A 17,761-nucleotide genomic window follows, 5' to 3' on the forward strand; every position below is an offset into this window, starting at 1 on the left:
GATTAAATAAAAATCAAACGCACTGCAAAAGTTGGCTTTGTACTGCTTTTTACTTGACCCTATATTATATCTCTATATAATTGACCGCAGATTCTCCAATAGCTCAGTCGGTAGAGCGACGGACTGTTAATCCGCAGGTCCCTGGTTCGAGCCCAGGTTGGAGAGCCAAATTTTTAATCTCATATTCCCCAAATGTGAGATTTTTTTTTGTCGATAAAAAAGACACACCAATAAAAAGGCAAGTGAATGAAATCACTTGCCTTTTTAATTTAAGCCGCATGCTCTGGAATGCCGCTATGAAAGCGAAATAATGGGTCTTTACTCAAGATTAAATCTTTTTCAATGGCGCGAAAATGCTCAACTCGCTGCTGAATATCTTCTTTCGGATTTTTCATTTTTGCAGTGGTTGCAATGTCTGTTGCTAATTTTAAATAATCTTCAAAATGGCGAGATTCAGATTTTAATAAATACTGATAATAGCGCCCTAGCTCTTCATCCACCAATGGTGCCAAAGCATGAAAGCGCTCACATGATCTCGCTTCAACAAATGCACCAATCACCAATACATCAACCAATCCTTCAGGTTCATATGTACGTATTTCTTTTCTGAGCCCACCTGCATAACGACCAGCACTTAATGCCTGCCAAGCTTGCCCTCTTTTTTTCATCAAGTTGAGGACTTGCTCATAATGCAGCATCTCTTCACGGACAAGCTGTGCTAGTCTGACTTGTAAATCCTCAAAAAAACTATAGCGAAACATTAAATTCATCGCTGTGCTTGCTGCTTTTTTTTCACAGTTGGCATGATCTTGCATCAAAATATCTAAGTGATTGACTGCTTCATTGAGCCATTCTTTCGGTGTTGTGCATCCTAAAAATTGGATGACAGGCACCATCAATTGATTGTAATCTGTTTGGACCATCTTATCTCTCAGCCACCATCGCTGCTTTCATTTGTTTTACTGCATCAGACAAACCGACAAAAACACTGTCTGCTATGATGGCATGTCCAATGTTAAGTTCATGCATTTCAGGAATTCGTGCAATTGCTGCGACATTTGATAAATTTAAACCATGTCCTGCATTCACGACCAAACCACGCTCATGTGCATAACGAGCTGCATCTTGAATTCGTTGTAACTCATCATGCTGTGCCTGTGCACTGGCTTCTGCATAAGCCCCTGTATGCAACTCAATCGTTTGTGCCCCACATTGTACAGCGGCATCAATTTGTGCAAGATCAGGATCAATAAACAAAGAAACATCACAGCCAATTTGAATAAGCGTTTGAGTTGCTTGCTTAATCTTTTCAAGTTGTCCGACTACATCTAAGCCACCTTCAGTGGTGAGTTCTTCACGACGCTCAGGTACAAAACAAATGTGCTCAGGTTTAATTTCTTGTGCAAAAGTCACCATTTCGTCTGTGACAGCAATTTCTAGATTCATACGAGTTTTTAACACTGGGCGCATGCGTCGTACATCATCATCTTGAATATGTCGACGATCTTCTCGCAAGTGTAAAGTGATCCCTTCTGCCCCTGCTGCTTCACAAATCAAAGCAGCTTGAACAGGATCTGGATATGTTGTGCCGCGTGCTTGTCTTAACGTAGCAACATGATCAATATTCACACCGAGTAAAATCGACATTTTATTTTTCCTATATGATTTTGGTTTGATGATGTTGTATCCAAAGCTGCCTACTTTTGAGCTGACGATCGCCAAGCAGTGCCGAAATAATTTGTCGGTACAGCTTACCTAGCATATTAAGCTGTTCCAAGTTTAAATCGCTTTGTATATCGATATAATGCATTGCCAATATATCAGATCCAGCGAAGGCATTCGTATGCTTTTGCGGGTAAAAACCTTTTCCCATTTCAAATAAATACACTATATTAGGATCAATTGCTTGACCTTGATGATCCACTGAAAAATCAATTTCATAACCAAGTTCTGTAAACAACACATGTTCAAATTGGCGCAACAGTTGTTTTAAAAACAATGGGGCTTCAAGATGTGATGCTAAATATTGTAATTGATGAATAGTATAATGATATTTTTGATATGTTTTTGGATATGGGTCTTCTAAAACGCACAGTTTTAACAACAGCTCATTTAAATAGAAACCACAAAATAGCGCATTGCCTTGCAAAAACAGAGGCTGCTGATCAATTTCAACTTTAGAAAAGCTCTTTAATTCAGAGCGTCCTGATGCTTGTAATTGCACAGGTTGAAATAAAGGTGGGATGGATTGACGTAATACACCGTCAATCCGACCATATTCGACACTAAAAAAATGCACAATATGGCTGCGCTCACGATATTTGCGAGCATGGATCAAATAACCATGCAGAATTTCGTTACGCATTAGTCATCTTTCGATTTTTTATCGTCATCACCATCAGGAATAACCGCACCAACCACAGCAGCCGTTCCCTTTACCACGCCTTTAGTGGCTTTATACGCCACTTTGACAGGAAATGTCACAACACTGGTAATACATCCTTGTAGCATCAACATTGCTGCTAAAACACATATTAATTTTGTCATGACATTTTGCCTTTTATTTTTAAATATCGCTATAACCTAAGCTTTTAAGTGCACGCTCATCATCAGACCAGCCGCCTTTGACTTTGACCCATAACGTTAACATCACTTTATGTTCAAACATTTTTTCCATGTCAATTCGTGCTTCCATGCCGATTTTTTTCAGCTTAGCACCTTTATCACCAATGACAATGGCTTTTTGACCAATTCGATCAACAAAAATTGTGGCATCAATATACATACAGGCAGGTTTAACTTTACCTGTTTTTTCCTTGATGACTGCTTCTTCTGTTTTGAATGATTCAATTTGCACCGTTAAATCATAAGGCAACTCTTCACCAAGCTGACGCATGATTTTTTCACGAATAATTTCACTGGCCAAGAAACGTTCTGAACGGTCCGTGATTTGGTCAAATGAATATAACGGTGGCGCAAAAGGAAGATATTTTTCAATCGATTGTCTTAAGTGATCTAGATTCGCACCACGAAGTGCAGATACAGGTACAATCTCAACAAAGTTCATGAGCTTGGTGCGCTCTTTGATAAGCGGCAATAACGCTTTTTTGTCTTCTAATGTGTCAATTTTATTGATCACTAAAATCACTGGCATTTCAGCATGCGCAAGCTTTTCTAACACCAAGTCATCGTTTTGGGTCCACTTCTGCCCATCAATAACAAATAAGACTAAATTGACATCACGCAATGCAGAATATGCTGCACGGTTCATCATCTTATTCATGACACGCACTTCTTTTTTGTGCATGCCTGGTGTGTCTACATATACCGCTTGCGATTTTTCACGACTATCAATACCTACGATTTTATGACGCGTCGTTTGTGGTTTACGTGATGTAATAGAAAGCTTTTGACCCAATAAATGGTTCATTAAAGTTGATTTACCAACATTGGGACGACCCACAATTGCAACAAACCCACTTTTAAAATCTGAAGGAATTTGAATATTTTGCGCGCTAAAAAACTGATCGACTAGATCATTTTTTTCAGGCTGTGCATTGTTATCATCATGTGTTTGATCGGATGACATAGTCATGCAGTTTTTTGCTCCAATAATTTTAAAATTTCAGCTGCAGCTGCTTGTTCAGCAAATCTTCGGCTGCTTCCTTCGCCTAATACACGCGGAAAATCAATAATATGACAAACTACTTGGAAATGCTGATTTGGAGCATCACCTTGAATGTCTGTCACTTCATACATTGGCAGAGGTTTTTTTCTTGCCTGCAAGTATTCTTGCAATCTTGATTTTGGATCTTTTAGTTGATCCGTTGGTTCAATATGACCTAAATATGGGGTATACCACTTTAAAACAATATCTTTTACAAAATCTAAGCTACCGCAATCTAAATAAATTGCACCAATAATTGCTTCTACAGTGTCTGCTAAAATGGACTCACGGTGATGACCACCTGATTTTAGCTCGCCAGTACTCATAATCAAATGATGACTTAACTTTAAATCATTGGCAATTCTGCCAAGCGCCTCTTGTCTCACTAGGCTTGCACGCATGCGGGTAAGCCTACCCTCGTTTTCATGAGGATATGAATGATACAAATAATTGGCGACGATCATTCCTAAAATTGAATCACCTAGAAACTCTAAGCGTTCATAATTATATCGGTGGCTCACAGATCGGTGTGTTAAAGCAAGGTGCAGTAATTCAGCATCTTTAAACTCATAGCCAATTTGTATAGCTAAGCGCTGGCTGCTTAACTTGGACTGTCCTTTGATCAAAACTCTTCTCGAAGGTAAAAACTACATCATTATTTAAAAGGATTACCCATATTATATACAAAATCAAATATGAGTAGCGTGAAGATTGGGTTGTACAGCATCATCTTATAAAAAACTAATTTCTTACTGTGTAAGAAATTGTAGAACATTTTTTAAGAACAAATGATGACATCAAACTTCATTTTACGATAACAAATGAAGGTCATGCTTACGCCTGACCTTCATTTAAATATGTTTCATGGTTATTTTAACATGCTTTTCATCATAAAATCCGACCGAATTAGTCAATTTTACCATTTCGGCTAAAGCTTGGGATCTTCAGACCCGGCTCTTTATGCATCCAAATATAAAACGCACGGCCTGTTAGATTTTCTTCAGGTACAAAGCCCCAAAAACGACCATCTGAGCTTTCGTCACGGTTATCACCCATGGCAAAGTAATGCCCAGCTGGGACTGTCACATCCCAATCACTGCCATTTGAGTGTAAAAAGACTTGACTGTCTTTAGCCACAAATGGAATTAATGATGGATTATTGGTGCTCATTGCATAATTATACTGTTCAATCACTGGATTGCGGTCTTGTAAATGGCGCACCAAATGTTTGTGTTCACCTAATGTTTCTAACGTATAGTTTGCTTTAAATGACGATTGACTGTCTTTTTCACGATTAAAGTCAGTCGCCACAGATGCTATACGCTGACCGTTAATAATCAAAACACCTGATTGGTATTGGATATGATCACCAGGTAAACCAACCACACGTTTAATATAACTCACGCTTGGTTGTAATGGGTAGCGAAATACAATAACCTCGCCACGCTTAGGCTCACCAATATCAATGATTTTTTTATTCAGTGCAGGCAGTTTAATGCCATAATCAAACTTATTGACTAAGATAAAATCACCTGTCTCTAGAGTAGGTACCATGGAGTCAGATGGAATATTAAATGGTTCATATAAGAATGATCTGAGCACTAGAACAAACATAAGAACTGGCCAAAAATCATAAGCCCATGCAATGATAAAGTTTTCGTTACCACGCCCTTTATTTTCACGCTGCTTGAAAATAAATTTATCAAGCAACCATATTGCAAATAAAATGAGTGCTGCAGGAACGAGCAATAAGTTTGTGAAATCAAAATCCATGGGCTTTCTACACCTTATTTTTTATCAATTTGTAATGCTGCAAGGAAGGCCTCTTGTGGTACTTCCACATTACCCACCTGCTTCATTCGTTTTTTACCTTCTTTCTGTTTAGAAAGTAATTTCTTCTTCCGTGATACATCGCCGCCATAACATTTTGCTAGAACGTTTTTACGCATTGCTTTTACAGTGGAACGCGCAATAATTTGTGCTCCAATCGCAGCTTGAATTGCAACATCAAACATTTGTCTTGGAATCAGTTCTTTCATTTTTTCGACAAGCGCATTACCACGATGGCGAGATTCATCGCGATGACAAATCATGGCTAAAGCATCCACTTTATCGCCATTGATTAATACATCAACCTTAACGAGGTTTGAGCTTTGAAAGCCAGTGAAGCTATAGTCTAATGATGCAAAACCACGTGAACATGACTTTAATCGATCAAAGAAATCCATGACCACTTCTGCCATTGGAATATCAAATACAATCGAAACTTGGTTACCTAAAAACTTCATGTCTTTTTGTACACCACGGCGTTCAATTGCAAGCGTAATGACGTTACCTAAATATTCTTTTGGCACTAAAATATGGCATTCTGCAATTGGCTCTCTTAAATCTTCAACCAAACTGCCATCTAACATTTTTGATGGACTGTCAATATAAACTGTTTCACCTTTTTTAGTGACAGCTTCATAAATCACAGTAGGTGCAGATGTGATGAGATCTAAATTGTATTCACGCTCTAAACGTTCTTGCACAATTTCCATGTGAAGCATGCCTAAGAAGCCACAGCGGAAACCAAAACCAAGCGCATCAGAACTTTCAGGTTCGAAGAATAATGCAGAGTCGTTAATTTGTAGTTTTTGTAGTGCTTCACGAAATGGTTCGAAGTCACTGGCATCAATTGGGAATAAGCCTGCATATACCTGTGGCTTGACCTTTTTAAACCCAGGTAATGACGCAACTTCAGGTGTATTCACCAATGTAATGGTATCACCCACTGGCGCACCAAAGATATTTTTGATCCCAGCAATAATAAAGCCGACTTCACCTGCTTCAAGTGCTCCAGTCTCTGTATGCTTTGGACTAAACACACCTACTGAAGTAATCACATGTGAGTTACCCGTCGACTTAACCAGCATTTTATCGCCTTTTTGTACACGACCATGCTTAATACGCACAAGCGATACAACGCCAAGATAGTTATCAAACCATGAGTCGACAATCAATGCTTGTAATGATGCATCACGATCACCTTCTGGCGCAGGAATAACTTCAACGAGGCGTTCTAATACACCTTCAACACCTAAACCTGTTTTTGCAGAACATGTCGGTGCATCAACCGCTTCAATGCCAATAATCTCTTCAATTTCTTGAATCACACGTTCAGGTTCAGCCTGAGGCAAATCAATTTTATTTAAAATTGGCAGTACTTCTAGGCCCTGATCAATTGCGGTATAGCAGTTTGCAACAGATTGCGCTTCGACGCCTTGAGCTGCATCGACAACCAACAAAGCCCCTTCACAAGCTGCAAGTGAGCGCGAGACCTCATAAGAGAAGTCGACGTGCCCCGGAGTATCAATAAAGTTTAATTGATACTCTTCTCCATTGGGATGCGTGTAATACAAGGTCACTGACGCTGCTTTGATGGTAATACCACGCTCACGCTCAATATCCATTGAATCTAAGAATTGCGCTTGCATTTCACGATCTTGCAAGGCACCACACATTTGAATAAAACGATCTGCTAAGGTCGATTTACCATGGTCAATATGCGCAATAATTGAAAAGTTACGGATATTATTGATATTGACAGACTTTTTTGCTACAGCCATAAAAAACTCAAATACGATGTACACACTGATGTACTGAAAAATTCAGAGTACCTTCGTCGTGTATAAATTGGAATACATTAATTGTCGCACAGTATAAAGCATCACTGTTTAAAAACACATTATTTGTGAGAAATTTGTTTGACATGCCTTTGGTTTAACGATAGCACAGTTATGCTTAGGCTATTTAAACAACCTACTAAAGATAAACAAAACAGTCGATTAAACCTCTAAAACAGGCTCTGTCACGAGAATAGGTAGTTTTGTATCACGACCGACCAAATAAGCACAATCTGCCAAGGCCAACATTTCTTGATCCTCAAAACTATTGCCATAGGCATAAATCACATCATAATCGGATAAATTATACGCTTGTAAAATGCGTTTTTTCTTTTCAATACCACTACAATCTGCAGTGGCATAGTGCCCTGTAAACAGCCCTTTAGATACTTCAACATCAGTACAAATTAACTGCATTTTTAACAGTTCAGCCAAAGGTGTTAGGTAGATGTTTAAAGATGCAGACACCAAAACCACATCATGTCCTAAAGCCTGATGTTGTCTGAGCTGTGCCAATAGTTTGGGGTCTAAATCTGCCAGCAAAGATATTGCATATTGAGCACCTGCTTGAGAAACATGTGCTTCTTTTTGCTGTGCAAACATCGCTTTAAACAACAGTTTGCGCATATCAGGCGGAGAATATAAACCTAAATAATACTTATTGATCCATGGCAACAAAAAGACGCCTTTTTTTAATACATAACGGCGCCCCAATACATAAAAAACAAAGCCTGTAAAACTGTCTTTTAAATACAATGTGCCATCAAAATCAAAAAAAGCGATGTTCTTTTTAACTGCTGCCATGAATATCTAACCACACCTTATTTTGCTCGTCGCATACAAGATTCATATCGTGTATTCACTCTTGATGCATACCAATTTGTATTGTAGTCACGGCTTAGTTTCGGCCCTGAAATGACCACTTGAGGCATAATAGCATATGCAAGCTTCTTACCGGTTTTTTCTAAATACTGACTTTTAAGTGCAAGATACGTCTGTGTATTTTCAAAATCTACTTCTTTTTCCTTTTTCAAGTCTGAACGCACTTGTTTGGCTGTAATGACTACCCCGTTTTGTGCAAACAACTTGTTAATTGCAATTTCAGATTGACTTTTGGCTGACTGAACATCTTCATTTTTATTGTATAGCAACAGATCACCATCTAAATCAAGCTTAGTTTCTGTTAATTTAGCCAATGCTTGTTGCACTGCTGCATTACGGCTTGAATACATCCCTGAGTTGTAATCCGCAAAGCGGTAAATTTGTTTGCTGTATTTTGCATCATACTGCATTAAACGGTGTATGCCGTAATATAAACCGCCGTTTTGGGTATATAGGTCATCACGAAGGTCATTAATATTTAAATTATTGCGTTCATGTGCTTTCGCATAATGAATATGGACTTGCATCGAACCTAATGTATTAATTGGGTTCATCTTCTCTGCAATATCTTGCCCAACTAATCTTGCCGCATCTGTAAATGCGCTCACATGATAATGTTTAGTCATGTAATCAAAAATTTGACGATATAATACATCAAGGTCTTTTTCAGTTTTAACCTTTTTCATTTGACTTAAATAACTGTTTTCTTTGCTAGGCTGTGTTTTCAACACATCTTGAAAATACTTAGCCACAGGTATGCCAAGGCGTTCGCCAAGTTTATCTGAAAATTTCTCTTCTAAGCGATTATTAACTTCTTCTACCGCTGTTCTGCCCAAATTCGGAACTTGTGGATTGGCTACAAAATTAGACTCTTGGTCAACCACAGCAATAATGGTGCAGACATTTTGCTTCGAACGCTCAATCTTCAATTCATCCATAATTTGCTGAATATCTTTTGCCCAAGACAAACGATTTTGCACCCTTGATGGAATTAAATTTCTAATATTTTTTTCACCCAAGACAGGTGTATCATCTTTAGCCAATAAAGAATGATCTCCACATGCCGCCAGCCCTATCGCAAGGACCAAAACACTGGTCAAACGAGAAAAATAGAAACAGCTTTTCATACAAAGAAACTCAAAAAATAGTATAAGAAACAGGCAAGAGACTGGCCAGATGGCAGAATTGTAGATGTTTTTAAGCAGGATGTATATGGATTTTGTCAAGCGTATCCAGCCTGACTGATTTATCAAATGGTTTATTTTGAGTATAATATAATACCGCAAGCCAATTTAGGTTTCATATGAAATTACACCTCTCCCCAACTGAACCTAAAATCTCAATTATTTCAACAGATCACAATGGAAATTCAAAAGAACAAGATGTCACTTATGACAGCTTACTGCTGACCAGCGCCTTAATTTCTATGTTTCATGATGGTTCAGTGACAGTCAATAGTACAGATGGCAAACCCATTTTTGATATGACCATTACCTACCATGACAATTGATAAGAAAAGTAAGCGTTATTTTAAATAACGCTTACTTTAATTTAATTAATACAGCGCCATTTGATCGCGATGGATCATTTCAAGTGACCCTACCACACCAAATGCACCCAATACTTGTTGTACTTTTTCAGTTGACAAGCCTTTAACCATATTGGCATAACGCGAACTGAAATTTACACGCCCAACAGCCACGCGTAGTCCATGCTGATCGACACACTCAACAACATCACCACGTTCAAAATGGCCTTTAACCACTTGTACGCCCACAGGCAATAAACTGCGATGTTGTTCTTTAATCGCTTTGATCGCACCTTGATCTAAAATCAAACTGCCTGCTGTTTGTAGGTGCGCAGCAAGCCATTGTTTTCTCGCTGTGATTGGATCTTCATCCACGACAAATAGTGTGCCCAATGCTTCGCCTTGGATTAAACGTGATAACACATGGTCACTGTCACCGCTTGCGACAATAGTTGGACAACCTGAACGTGCAGCTAACCGCGCAGCACGTACTTTGGTTACCATACCACCACGACCCAATGCACCACCGTCACCTGCCATTGCAAATAACTCATCATCTAGCGCAGGCACTGTTGACAAAAGCTCAGCATCAGGATGTGAGCGTGGATCTGCATTAAACATACCTTGCTGATCTGTTAAAATCACCAATAGATCAGCATTAACCTGACCTGCAACCATTGCAGCTAAAGTGTCATTATCACCAAATTTAATTTCACGCGTTGACACCGTGTCATTTTCATTGATGACAGGAATCACTCGCCAATCGATTAAATGCTGCAAAGTATGGCTGGCATTTAAATAACGTTTGCGATCAGTTAAATCATCATGCGTCAACAGTACTTGAGCAGATTGAATCTGCTGTTCTGCTAAAATACTTGACCATGTTTGGATTAAACCCATTTGTCCAATCGCAGCACAGGCTTGTAAGCTTGGCAAATCATTTGGCCGTTCAGCCAATTTCATTCGAACCACACCCTCAGCCACAGCACCTGAAGAAACTAAAATGATTTCTAAACCTGCATGGTGTAGTTGGCTGATTTGATGCGCCCAATGGGAAATCGCATCTAAATCTAAGCCTTGTCCATTTGCTGTAAGCAATGACGAACCAATTTTCACTACAATGCGTTTACAATCATTGAATTGTCGATGTCCATTGACGACCTTTACCATATTTCCCTCAAGCACTTAGCGGACGTATAACACTTCCATTTCACCATCTTCGTCATCATCTTCAAAGTCGTCATTACCGTCTTCACGCTGTGATCTACGCATTTCACGATAAGCTTCTTTGGCTGCCAAGGTTTGCTCACGTGTTTCTGCTTCAAGCTGATCACGAAATGCTTGCATTTCAGCTGCATATTCAGGGTTTTCAGCTTCTTTTTCACGCTGTTGTTCGATTTGGTCCATGAGATAATACACCACTTCTTTGGTGCCTTCTGACATCAAACCTGATGTTCTAAACACAGGACCATCCCATTTCAGCTCAGTAATAATATGCTGACACCATTCATCACGGGCGCTTTCTTCTAATTGGTCTAGTTTGTTTAATACCAATACCACTGGCAACTTCGTTAATGCCTTAGAAAACTTATTCAACTCTTTCATAATGGCTTTTGCATTATGAATTGGGTCTGAACCATCAATCGGTTGTACATCAACAATATGTAGTAAAACACGGGTTCTCGCCAAATGCTTCAAGAAGCGAATACCAAGCCCTGCACCTTCTGCTGCACCTTCAATCAAACCTGGAATATCGGCCATAACAAATGAACGATGACGGTCAGCATCAACCACACCTAAATTAGGCACCATGGTGGTAAATGGATAATCGGCAACTTTTGGTTTTGCAGCAGATACTGCACGAATAAATGTAGATTTACCCGCATTTGGCATACCCAATAAACCAACATCGGCCAACACTTTCAATTCTAAGCGGATTTCACGAAATTCACCTTTGATCCCTGTGGTGAATTTACGTGGTGCACGGTTGGTTGATGATTTAAAGTGCGTATTGCCTAAACCACCATCACCACCTTGAGCCACTAAAACGCGCTGACCACTTTGAGTCAAATCGCCAATAATATCGCCTGAATCAATATCCACCACAGTGGTTCCAATTGGCACACTTAAAATTACATCAGGAGCACCACGACCCGCACAATTTGCGCCTGAACCATTTTTACCACGTTCACCACGAAATTTACGGATATAACGATAGTCTACTAATGTGTTGGCATTATCATCTGCTTCCACATAAATACTCCCACCTCGGCCACCATCACCACCGTCTGGCCCGCCAAATGGAACAAATTTTTCACGGCGAAAACTGGCCACGCCATTGCCTCCGTCGCCAGCCTCTACAGTAATGACTGCTTCATCAACAAAACGCATTTGCCAATCCTCTAACTTTTTTCAAACCATTAATGGTGCATATTGTACCTTATTTCCGCCTGATTGATATGCTCATTTATTTTATATCCATCATCATGCGCCAATTTAAAGCAAAATTGCTGCATATTCATGCCACTTGGTCATCAATTATTGATAGGACAATACGCAACATTTTAAGTTATTTTTTAGATAATGATTTTTTTTGCTGGGCAATACGTACATTATATTGATGTTTTTTATATAAATGAATAGATCCTTCTACCACAAGCAGTGCCACAGCACACCATATTGGAATATAAGTCAGTAAGTCTTCAGATGATATTTTCTCACCAATCGCAAAAGAAGCCAAAGCAAGTAAAACAGGTTCTAAATAACTTAATAAGCCAAATAGCACCATGGGCAAATAACGACTGGCTAAGATATACGACCCTAATCCCACAGCACTTAATATGCCAAGGCCTGTAATAATCAAAATCAAACTGGGTTGCTCAAACACAATAGACCAAGGCTGATGCCATGTCGAAACAAAATAAAATGCGACAGGTAAAGCAAATAGATTATCAAGCCAAAAACCACCCAAGTGGTCTGTCTGGATTAAACGGCGCAAGAAGAAGTAAGCAGAATATCCAACCGCAACCAATACTGTTTCCCATGCAATTGCGCCAGCTTGCCAAACTTGATGTCCCACACCAAGCACAGCACATGCCACAGCCACGCGTTGCCAAATAGAAAGTTTTTCTTTATAAAAAACAGCACCGACCAAGACCAAAACCAACGGCAATAGGAAATAACCGAGCGAAACTTGCATGCCACGGCCATTCATGGGACCCCATAAAAACAGCCACAATTGCACACCACCCAAAGCCGATGTTGCTAAAATACCAAGCAGTAACATCGGCTGCCGCTGTACACGGCGCAATGTCTCCCAAATGCGATGCAAATCTTTAGTCAAATACATGAATAAAGTCAAAAATGGCAGCAATGCGATCATGCGCCAACCAAATACTTGTACACCATTAAATTGATGTAATAATTGACTATAAAAATATAAAACACCAAATACACTTGATGCCAACACAGAAAATATAATTCCTTTTCCCATGGATCCCTCGATGACAAGCACATTGTTCCATGCTTTTTGTATAACAAAAATAAAAAAGCACTTTTGTACAAGACAAAAATGCTATCTAACCGTGCCGTGTGACTATGTTACTGCTCTGTTTGTGGTGTCAAATTAAAATCAGACACATCATAGCCAATTTTTTTGGCATATTTTACATAGTCATTCCATACATCTGGCTTAATTTTCGCGGTGCGGGACAATAGCCAAAGGTATTTACGCTCAGGGTCACCCACAAGCGCAGTTTGGTATTGATCATCAATTTTTAAAATCCAATAATCACCACGTCCAATCGGTAACCAACGAATTGCATCAGGTAAAAAACTGACTTTCAGCTGACTATTTCTGGGCGCATTCATGACAAATGCTTCACCTCGGGCTACATTTTTAACCCCACCCTTTTTCTCACAGCTATTTTCCACATCCACATTACCATCGACATTTAATGTGTATGTCGCTTGAACATTTTTCAAACATTCACGCTGAAAGAACATGGGTTTTCGCGCTATTTCATACCAACTGCCCAAATATTTTTCAATGCTAATATAGGGTACTGTTTCAATCGGTGTAGCATCATCATCAGCTGCCAAAGCATATGAAGACAAAATCGTGAGCAACCATAGCGCCATCATTTGAATCAGAATGTTGTTATACTTTTTTTTCATCATCATTCACTCTTATTTTTTGCTCAAAATAGCGAAAAACCCATTAAAAAACGACTTCTTTATGTAAAGCAAACTTACTTTAACGCATTGGATTTTAAAAGAACAATCTCATCACGAATTTTAGCCGCTTGCTCAAACTGTAACTCTTTTGATGCCTTGATCATATCTTTTTCCAACTTGCTAATACGTTTAGCAAACAGTTTCGGGTCAGAGACAATATATTGCTGATCTGCAGTTAAACGGTTGTCTTCAATTAACACGACATCCGCATCATCAGAAAACACTTCGCCTGTATCAATATCTTGTTTGTTTTGTCGGATGGTACTTCTTGGGGTAATCCCATGCTTGAGATTAAATTCAATTTGTTTTTCACGGCGTCTTTCTGTCTCTTCTATGGCCTTACGCATAGAGTCAGTCACCCGATCACCATATAAGATGGCTTTACCGTTGACGTTACGTGCCGCACGTCCAATCGTTTGAATCAGCGAACGTTCTGAACGCAAAAAGCCTTCTTTGTCTGCATCTAAAATTGCAACCAAAGAGACTTCAGGCATATCAAGACCTTCTCTCAATAAGTTAATCCCCACCAAAACATCATAAATTCCTGTACGCAACTCATGAATGATTTTAACGCGCTCTACTGTGTCAATGTCTGAATGCAAATAAGCAACTTTCACTTGGTATTCTTTTAAGTAAGAGGTTAAATCCTCAGCCATGCGTTTGGTTAACGTCGTAATTAAAACACGTTCATTAATTTCACGGCGTAAATAAATCTCTGATAACACGTCATCGACTTGTGTTAATACAGGACGTATTTCAATTTCCGGATCAATTAAGCCTGTCGGGCGTACCACCTGTTCGACCACTTGCTCAGATTGATCTAATTCATAATTGGCAGGTGTTGCACTCACATAAATCGTAGTTGGTACAATACGCTCCCACTCATCAAATTTCATTGGACGGTTATCAAGTGCGCTTGGCAAGCGAAAACCATAATTAACAAGGTTTTCTTTTCTTGACCGATCTCCCTTATACATGGCACCAATTTGTGGCACAGTGACATGTGATTCATCAATGATGAGTAAAGCATCTGCAGGTAAATAATCAAATAACGTCGGTGGTGGGTCACCCGGCAGACGTCCAGACAAATGACGAGAGTAGTTTTCAACCCCATTGGTATAGCCTAACTGTTGAAGCATCTCAATGTCATAACGTGTTCTTTGCTCGATACGTTGTGCTTCAAGTAATTTATCGTGCTGTTTAAAAAAGGCCAACTGCTCTTTTAATTCTTCTTTAATGGTGCCAATTGCACGCTGTAAATTGTCTTTGGGGGTAACGTAGTGAGTCTTTGGATAAATGGTAATTCGTGGCACACGGCTAATCATTTTTCCGTTAATTGGGTCAAACCAACGAATTGAATCGATTTCATCATCAAACAATTCAATGCGAATCGCATTTTGATCTGATTCTGCGGGGAAAATATCAATAATTTCACCACGGATTCGGTAAGTACCACGTAAAAACTCTAAATCATTACGGACATATTGCATTTCCACCAAGCGTCGAATAATTTCATCACGGCTCACTCGATCATGCTCAACCACATGCAAAATCATTTTCATATAAGCTTCATGGTCACCCAAACCATAAATAGCTGAGACAGATGCCACAACAATGGCATCTTTACGCTCTAATAATGCACGAGTAGCCGACAACCGCATTTGGTCGATATGGTCATTAATTGCAGAGTCTTTTTCGATGAATGTGTCTGAGGACGGTACATAAGCTTCAGGCTGATAATAGTCATAATAGCTGACAAAATATTCAACTGAATTGTTTGGGAAAAATGATTTAAACTCACTATACAACTGCGCAGCCAATGTTTTATTGTGCGCCATAATAATGGTTGGGCGTTGCAATTGAGCGATCACATTGGCCATGGTGTATGTTTTACCAGACCCTGTGACACCAAGTAGCAATTGCTTTTGCATGCCTTGCCGAATACCTGTGACCAGCTTTTCGATGGCTTGAGGCTGATCTCCTGCAGGCTCATAACTGGTGGATAACTGAAAAGGTTGCTGCTCGCTCAAGATGTTCTCTCTTTTTTAATATTAATAATTAGATATGATGCAGAATAAATGTAAATATTTGACGTGTATCATTGACCATAGCTTAGCTTCAATGACAATATAAAATCAAATGGAGAAACAAAAATAATGACGTATCAATACCATGATGAAACCATCATTCACACGTTACCTGAAAGCACGGTGTTTGTCTTTGGTAGCGACTTAAAAGGACAACATTCAACAGGCGCAGCACGTATTGCAGTACGGCATTTTGGTGCATTAATTGGCGTTGCAAAAGGTTGGTCAGGGCAAAGCTTTGCTATTCCTATTTTAGATGAAGATTTAGAGCCATTACCGCTTGCACAAATTGCAGCATATATAGATGATTTTAAAATTTATACTCAAAACCATCCGCAGCATTATTATTTTATTACAGCACTCGGTTGTGGAAGCGCAGGTCATGCTGTTGCACATATTGCCCCTTTATTCAAACACGTCTCTGACAATGTGATTCTACCCTATTCATTTTATCCATATATAGATGAGCATGCGAAAGAAGCTTATCCGGATATTACCCGTGATTTTCTCAAAACCATTTTGGATCATGACTTGGTGTTGGCTGATGATGTCACAGCTGAGCTCAATAAAACATCGCTATCTATGGCGCATCAAGCGATTGCAGAGCAAGTGATTGAACATAATCTTTACCCAGAAGATCACCTTGGACGTGGCAGGGTTCATGAAGTTCAAGATATTGTAGCGCGTTTAAAAAATTATGATGCAGACTTTAACGCATTATTTGATGATGGGCATGCCAATGAGCTCATTGGTGGAGTCGTGTTGGCGCTCATGGAGCTGTATCAATTTACAGAGCAAGAATTACTCGCTGTGTGGCAACAAAACCTGCACATACAACATCCGATTCATCGCCCTAATCATGGACTCACCAAATCAGTTTAAGGGCTGACTTGGTGGATCTTTTTGGTCATTAGCCTTGTCTTGCTTTAAAACGAGGATTGGACTTACAAATCACATAAAGTTTACCGCGGCGACGAACTATCTGACAGTCTGCTGCACGCTTTTTTGCACTTTTTAATGATGATACTACTTGCATAGAGGCACTCCTTTTAAAATGTTATATTATAACATAACACTAAAGAGCTAAAATAAAAACCCTATTCCTAGGGTTTTATCAGCGTCATGTGGTTATCTTTTACCAAATGAACGGCGTGTACCACGTGGTGCAGCCCAAGTTCGGTCAGCATACTGTTTGTCTTTTGGTCTGACCTGATTGTGTACAGCATCTTCAGTATCTTGGATTTCTTTTGGCATTGGAAAAGGCAGTGCAACCTTTTTTTTGGTTTTCGCATTCATGAATTGAACCTACAGTTTCAACATAGCGCGGTATTCTAAACCTATTTACCAGGTTAAGCAGAATAAATTTTGCTTATTTTGTAAGTGATTATCTCTAAAGCCATCTTCTCTTTTGCTCATCTGTGGTAATTTCATGATGCATAATCTTCATTTTTCAGCGCCATATAAAGTTTTTTTGAATTAATTTTCAAAAAAATATTGAATCTCTGCCCAATTGAAAGAACTTTTCAGAAAACAGGCATATTTAGACAAGATATTTATGTAAAATCATTCATACTAAATAAATACGATCAAATTAAACATGTACCCTCCATGTCAAATTTTAATCGCATACTGATGAAATGCTTACCCAGCATGGTTTTTCATTGTTATTTCACCCTAAATAACACCAAAAATAGTA

The 17,761-nt window shown here is 39.1% G+C and carries 19 protein-coding genes and 1 tRNA gene; 3 read left to right on the plus strand and 17 right to left on the minus strand.

Going from position 1 to position 17,761, the window contains the following annotated elements; genetic code table 11:
- Positions 1-92 precede the first annotated feature (92 nt).
- Positions 93-168: transfer RNA gene (locus CFY84_RS02965), tRNA-Asn, on the plus strand.
- Positions 169-269: 101 nt separating this feature from the next.
- On the opposite strand, the gene miaE is transcribed toward CFY84_RS02965, so the two are convergent.
- From miaE to CFY84_RS03015, 10 genes are all read right to left on the minus strand, one after another.
- The gene (gene miaE, locus CFY84_RS02970; RefSeq protein ID WP_088822706.1) at positions 270-923 is read right to left on the minus strand and encodes a tRNA-(ms[2]io[6]A)-hydroxylase; all 654 of its coding nucleotides are present in this window, start codon (positions 921-923) and stop codon (positions 270-272) included.
- A 1-nt stretch (position 924) separates the two neighbouring features.
- Complete coding sequence (gene pdxJ, locus CFY84_RS02975) at positions 925-1,647, minus strand: pyridoxine 5'-phosphate synthase (protein WP_088822707.1); 723 nt, start codon at positions 1,645-1,647, stop codon at positions 925-927.
- Between the two features lie 10 nt (positions 1,648-1,657).
- On the minus strand, positions 1,658-2,365 hold the full coding sequence (recO, locus tag CFY84_RS02980) for a DNA repair protein RecO (protein ID WP_088822708.1): 708 nt from the start codon (positions 2,363-2,365) through the stop codon (positions 1,658-1,660).
- Positions 2,365-2,547 (minus strand): NF038104 family lipoprotein, encoded by a 183-nt coding sequence (locus tag CFY84_RS02985; RefSeq protein WP_088822709.1) that lies wholly within the window; start codon positions 2,545-2,547, stop codon positions 2,365-2,367. Before CFY84_RS02985 ends, recO begins: the two co-directional genes overlap by 1 nt.
- Before the next feature lie 19 nt (positions 2,548-2,566).
- Complete coding sequence (era, locus tag CFY84_RS02990; protein WP_171289046.1) at positions 2,567-3,589, minus strand: GTPase Era; 1,023 nt, start codon at positions 3,587-3,589, stop codon at positions 2,567-2,569.
- Positions 3,590-3,591: 2 nt separating this feature from the next.
- Complete coding sequence (gene rnc, locus CFY84_RS02995; RefSeq protein WP_088822711.1) at positions 3,592-4,293, minus strand: ribonuclease III; 702 nt, start codon at positions 4,291-4,293, stop codon at positions 3,592-3,594.
- 280 nt (positions 4,294-4,573) lie between these two features.
- Positions 4,574-5,440 (minus strand): signal peptidase I, encoded by an 867-nt coding sequence (gene lepB, locus CFY84_RS03000; RefSeq protein WP_088822712.1) that lies wholly within the window; start codon positions 5,438-5,440, stop codon positions 4,574-4,576.
- 14 nt (positions 5,441-5,454) lie between these two features.
- Positions 5,455-7,275: a translation elongation factor 4 gene (gene lepA / locus CFY84_RS03005; protein WP_088822713.1), complete on the minus strand. Its 1,821-nt coding sequence runs from the start codon at positions 7,273-7,275 to the stop codon at positions 5,455-5,457.
- A gap of 219 nt (positions 7,276-7,494) precedes the next feature.
- Positions 7,495-8,136 (minus strand): HAD-IB family phosphatase, encoded by a 642-nt coding sequence (locus CFY84_RS03010; RefSeq protein ID WP_088822714.1) that lies wholly within the window; start codon positions 8,134-8,136, stop codon positions 7,495-7,497.
- A gap of 17 nt (positions 8,137-8,153) precedes the next feature.
- The gene (locus CFY84_RS03015; RefSeq protein WP_088822715.1) at positions 8,154-9,341 is read right to left on the minus strand and encodes a DUF1615 family protein; all 1,188 of its coding nucleotides are present in this window, start codon (positions 9,339-9,341) and stop codon (positions 8,154-8,156) included.
- Positions 9,342-9,517: 176 nt separating this feature from the next.
- Here CFY84_RS03015 and CFY84_RS03020 point away from each other — a divergent pair, with 176 nt between their 5' ends.
- Positions 9,518-9,724 (plus strand): hypothetical protein, encoded by a 207-nt coding sequence (locus tag CFY84_RS03020; RefSeq protein ID WP_088822716.1) that lies wholly within the window; start codon positions 9,518-9,520, stop codon positions 9,722-9,724.
- Positions 9,725-9,769: 45 nt separating this feature from the next.
- On the opposite strand, the gene proB is transcribed toward CFY84_RS03020, so the two are convergent.
- The 5 genes from proB to uvrB form a co-directional block, all read right to left on the minus strand.
- Positions 9,770-10,912: a glutamate 5-kinase gene (proB, locus tag CFY84_RS03025; protein ID WP_088822717.1), complete on the minus strand. Its 1,143-nt coding sequence runs from the start codon at positions 10,910-10,912 to the stop codon at positions 9,770-9,772.
- 15 nt (positions 10,913-10,927) lie between these two features.
- Complete coding sequence (cgtA, locus tag CFY84_RS03030; RefSeq protein ID WP_088822718.1) at positions 10,928-12,133, minus strand: Obg family GTPase CgtA; 1,206 nt, start codon at positions 12,131-12,133, stop codon at positions 10,928-10,930.
- A 178-nt stretch (positions 12,134-12,311) separates the two neighbouring features.
- The gene (gene rarD, locus CFY84_RS03035; RefSeq protein ID WP_088822719.1) at positions 12,312-13,235 is read right to left on the minus strand and encodes an EamA family transporter RarD; all 924 of its coding nucleotides are present in this window, start codon (positions 13,233-13,235) and stop codon (positions 12,312-12,314) included.
- 107 nt (positions 13,236-13,342) lie between these two features.
- Positions 13,343-13,921, minus strand: a complete 579-nt coding sequence (locus CFY84_RS03040; protein WP_228149581.1) for a lipocalin family protein — start codon at positions 13,919-13,921, stop codon at positions 13,343-13,345.
- Positions 13,922-13,992: 71 nt separating this feature from the next.
- The gene (gene uvrB / locus CFY84_RS03045; RefSeq protein WP_088822720.1) at positions 13,993-16,008 is read right to left on the minus strand and encodes an excinuclease ABC subunit UvrB; all 2,016 of its coding nucleotides are present in this window, start codon (positions 16,006-16,008) and stop codon (positions 13,993-13,995) included.
- A 126-nt stretch (positions 16,009-16,134) separates the two neighbouring features.
- On the opposite strand from uvrB, the gene CFY84_RS03050 reads away from it, so the two are divergent.
- Complete coding sequence (locus tag CFY84_RS03050; protein WP_088822721.1) at positions 16,135-16,947, plus strand: A1S_2505 family phage non-structural protein; 813 nt, start codon at positions 16,135-16,137, stop codon at positions 16,945-16,947.
- A 28-nt stretch (positions 16,948-16,975) separates the two neighbouring features.
- Here the strand turns inward: CFY84_RS03050 and ykgO are convergent, their stop codons facing one another.
- Both ykgO and CFY84_RS11255 read right to left on the minus strand, forming a co-directional pair.
- Entirely contained in the window at positions 16,976-17,101 is a 126-nt protein-coding gene (ykgO, locus tag CFY84_RS03055) for a type B 50S ribosomal protein L36 (RefSeq protein ID WP_088822722.1), read from the minus strand.
- 92 nt (positions 17,102-17,193) lie between these two features.
- The gene (locus CFY84_RS11255; protein ID WP_088822723.1) at positions 17,194-17,361 is read right to left on the minus strand and encodes a hypothetical protein; all 168 of its coding nucleotides are present in this window, start codon (positions 17,359-17,361) and stop codon (positions 17,194-17,196) included.
- Between the last annotated feature and the right edge of the window lie 400 nt (positions 17,362-17,761).

This window comes from Acinetobacter apis, from assembly GCF_900197575.1.
In the GTDB taxonomy this organism is placed as follows: Bacteria; Pseudomonadota; Gammaproteobacteria; order Pseudomonadales; family Moraxellaceae; genus Acinetobacter; species Acinetobacter apis.

What these genes read in the sequence shown, in the direction of transcription:
- recO (WP_088822708.1), bottom strand. Translation starts at nt 2,365, where the DNA reads ATGCGTAACGAAATTCTGCATGGTTATTTGATCCATGCTCGCAAATAT.
- rarD (WP_088822719.1), bottom strand. Translation starts at nt 13,235, where the DNA reads ATGGGAAAAGGAATTATATTTTCTGTGTTGGCATCAAGTGTATTTGGT.
- lepA (WP_088822713.1), bottom strand. Translation starts at nt 7,275, where the DNA reads ATGGCTGTAGCAAAAAAGTCTGTCAATATCAATAATATCCGTAACTTT.
- ykgO (WP_088822722.1), bottom strand. Translation starts at nt 17,101, where the DNA reads ATGCAAGTAGTATCATCATTAAAAAGTGCAAAAAAGCGTGCAGCAGAC.
- CFY84_RS03010 (WP_088822714.1), bottom strand. Translation starts at nt 8,136, where the DNA reads ATGGCAGCAGTTAAAAAGAACATCGCTTTTTTTGATTTTGATGGCACA.
- pdxJ (WP_088822707.1), bottom strand. Translation starts at nt 1,647, where the DNA reads ATGTCGATTTTACTCGGTGTGAATATTGATCATGTTGCTACGTTAAGA.
- CFY84_RS03050 (WP_088822721.1), top strand. Translation starts at nt 16,135, where the DNA reads ATGACGTATCAATACCATGATGAAACCATCATTCACACGTTACCTGAA.
- CFY84_RS03020 (WP_088822716.1), top strand. Translation starts at nt 9,518, where the DNA reads ATGAAATTACACCTCTCCCCAACTGAACCTAAAATCTCAATTATTTCA.
- proB (WP_088822717.1), bottom strand. Translation starts at nt 10,912, where the DNA reads ATGGTAAAGGTCGTCAATGGACATCGACAATTCAATGATTGTAAACGC.
- CFY84_RS03040 (WP_228149581.1), bottom strand. Translation starts at nt 13,921, where the DNA reads ATGATGAAAAAAAAGTATAACAACATTCTGATTCAAATGATGGCGCTA.
- CFY84_RS11255 (WP_088822723.1), bottom strand. Translation starts at nt 17,361, where the DNA reads ATGAATGCGAAAACCAAAAAAAAGGTTGCACTGCCTTTTCCAATGCCA.
- CFY84_RS03015 (WP_088822715.1), bottom strand. Translation starts at nt 9,341, where the DNA reads ATGAAAAGCTGTTTCTATTTTTCTCGTTTGACCAGTGTTTTGGTCCTT.
- miaE (WP_088822706.1), bottom strand. Translation starts at nt 923, where the DNA reads ATGGTCCAAACAGATTACAATCAATTGATGGTGCCTGTCATCCAATTT.
- era (WP_171289046.1), bottom strand. Translation starts at nt 3,589, where the DNA reads ATGTCATCCGATCAAACACATGATGATAACAATGCACAGCCTGAAAAA.
- CFY84_RS02985 (WP_088822709.1), bottom strand. Translation starts at nt 2,547, where the DNA reads ATGACAAAATTAATATGTGTTTTAGCAGCAATGTTGATGCTACAAGGA.
- lepB (WP_088822712.1), bottom strand. Translation starts at nt 5,440, where the DNA reads ATGGATTTTGATTTCACAAACTTATTGCTCGTTCCTGCAGCACTCATT.
- cgtA (WP_088822718.1), bottom strand. Translation starts at nt 12,133, where the DNA reads ATGCGTTTTGTTGATGAAGCAGTCATTACTGTAGAGGCTGGCGACGGA.